The organism is Actinomadura rubrobrunea NBRC 15275 (assembly GCF_001552235.1).
Classification (GTDB): domain Bacteria; phylum Actinomycetota; class Actinomycetes; order Streptosporangiales; family Streptosporangiaceae; genus Spirillospora; species Spirillospora viridilutea.
In genome coordinates this window covers 1-1,947 of sequence record NZ_BCQU01000196.1, presented here as the reverse complement: position 1 = coordinate 1,947, position 1,947 = coordinate 1, and the positions used below count along the sequence as shown (strand labels likewise).

Here is a 1,947-nt window from a genome sequence, read left to right as displayed (position 1 = left end):
GGCCGCCCGCTTCGACCCCGCTCCGCCGCTGCCCCCACCAACGCTGGCAAAGCGACCTCACCAGCCACCGGGCGGCGGTGGGCGTACCACTGGGCGCCAAGGAATTGCGTCGGGCTGGCGACTGGCTGACCGGCATCGCCCGCCCATCCCGGCTACGCCCGGGGGATCTCCCGTTGGCTTCCGTGCTCGTTCGAGCACGCTCGCCTGTGGTCACTTCTTCGCGAGCGGTTCTTTCCGGTCGCCGGGCTCGGGGGACGCGCAGATGGTCTCGGTCAGCCTCGTGAGCATCTGCAGCAGTTGCGCACTCGTCTGCGTGTCGAGCCCCATGGCGCAGGTGAGGCGTGTGGGGACGTCGTCGGCCTTGGCGCGAAGGGCCCGGCCGGCGTCGGTCAGCCCGATCTCGACCGAACGCTCGTCGTCGCGTCGGCGGGACCGCGTCACCAGCCCGGCCGCCTCCAGTCGCTTCAGCAGCGGCGAGAGCGTGCCGTAGTCGAGCTGCAGCACGGAGGCGATCTCCTTCACCGGCTGCGGCCCCTTCTGCCAGAGGAGTCGCATCACCAGGTACTGCGGGTACGTCAGCTTCAACTCGTCCAGCAGATCGCGATAGAGCGAGGTCACCGAGCGCGAGGCCTTCCAGAGGGCGAGGCACAGGTAGTCCTCGATCGGGATCTCGGCGTCTGCGGTCGCGGTCATGCGAGGAAGAGTACCGCATCAAATCGCGGAAGATTAGATTGCGCACAACTTAGTTGCGTGCTAGCTTTGTGGTCGACAACGAGGCAACCGCAGTGAGGAGACAGCGATGGCCACCACCACGACCGACGTCGTTCTCGAGCCGGCGGCGCAGGAGTTCGCCAAGGCGACGGCCAAGCCGCCCTACCTCTTCGACCTCGGGCCGGTGAAGGGGCGCGAGACGGTCGACCAGGTGCAGTCCGGCGAGATCGACATGCCCGCCGCCGAGATCGAGGAGCTCCGCCTCTCCGGTCCGACCGGCGAGTTCCCGGTCAAGATCGTGCGTCCGGAGGGCGAGACCGGCGTGCTTCCGGTCATCCTCTACATCCACGGCGCGGGCTGGGTGTTCGGCGACTTCCACACGCACGAGCGGCTCGTCCGCGAGCTCGCCGTCGGAGCACGCGCCGCGGTCGTCTTCCCCGACTACAGCCGTTCTCCCGAGGCGCGCTACCCCGTCGCGATCGAGCAGAACTACGCCGCGGCGCGGTGGGTCGCCGAGCACGGCGCCGAGAAGGGCCTCGACGCGACGCGTCTCGCCGTCGCGGGCGACTCGGTCGGCGGCAACATGGCCACCGCGCTGACGCTGATGGCGAAGGAGCGCGGCGGCCCGAAGCTCGCGGCGCAGGTGCTCTTCTACCCGGTGACCGACGCCGCCTTCGACACCGAGTCGTACCACCGGTTCGCGGAGGGGTACTTCCTCCGCCGCGACGCGATGCAGTGGTTCTGGGACCAGTACACGACGGACGAAACGCAGCGCAACGAGATCACGGCGTCGCCGCTGCGCGCCAGTGTCGAACAGCTCGCCGGGTTGCCGCCCGCGCTGGTGATCACCGCTGAGGCCGACGTCCTCCGCGACGAGGGCGAGGCGTACGCGAAGAAGCTGCGCGAGGCCGGCGTCCCCGTCACCGCGGTCCGCTACCAGGGGATCATCCACGATTTCGTGATGCTCAACGCGCTGCGCGGGACGCACGCGGCCGACGCGGCGATCCGGCAGGCGATCGGCTTCCTGGCCGAGGCGCTCGGAACCCGCTGACAGGCCGAACGGAACGCGGTGACCCGGCTGGTCGCGACCGGGCCACCGCGTTGCGCCGTGAGCCGATCTTCCGATGGTTCTCGCGGCGCTGTCTTCCACGTCCGCGGCAGAGCCATGAGTCGACGGTTCGGTTCAGAGTCGCGGGAGCGGACTTTGGGTCGACCATCCCGCCGAACTCGGGGCCC

2 protein-coding genes are annotated in these 1,947 nt (G+C 69.6%); one reads left to right on the top strand and one right to left on the bottom strand.

Translation table 11 applies throughout. From position 1 onward, the window contains the following. Positions 1–210: 210 nt before the first annotated feature. The gene (locus tag AR3_RS28975; protein ID WP_067918803.1) at positions 211–693 is read right to left on the bottom strand and encodes a MarR family winged helix-turn-helix transcriptional regulator; all 483 of its coding nucleotides are present in this window, start codon (positions 691–693) and stop codon (positions 211–213) included. Positions 694–799: 106 nt separating this feature from the next. Between AR3_RS28975 and AR3_RS28970 the strand changes: the two genes are divergently transcribed. Then, on the top strand, positions 800–1,762 hold the full coding sequence (locus AR3_RS28970) for an alpha/beta hydrolase (RefSeq protein ID WP_067918801.1): 963 nt from the start codon (positions 800–802) through the stop codon (positions 1,760–1,762). Positions 1,763–1,947: the final 185 nt, after the last annotated feature.

Bases quoted from the DNA above. Each gene is read 5' to 3' on its own strand.
- AR3_RS28975 (WP_067918803.1), bottom strand. From the start codon at position 693: ATGACCGCGACCGCAGACGCCGAGATCCCGATCGAGGACTACCTGTGC.
- AR3_RS28970 (WP_067918801.1), top strand. From the start codon at position 800: ATGGCCACCACCACGACCGACGTCGTTCTCGAGCCGGCGGCGCAGGAG.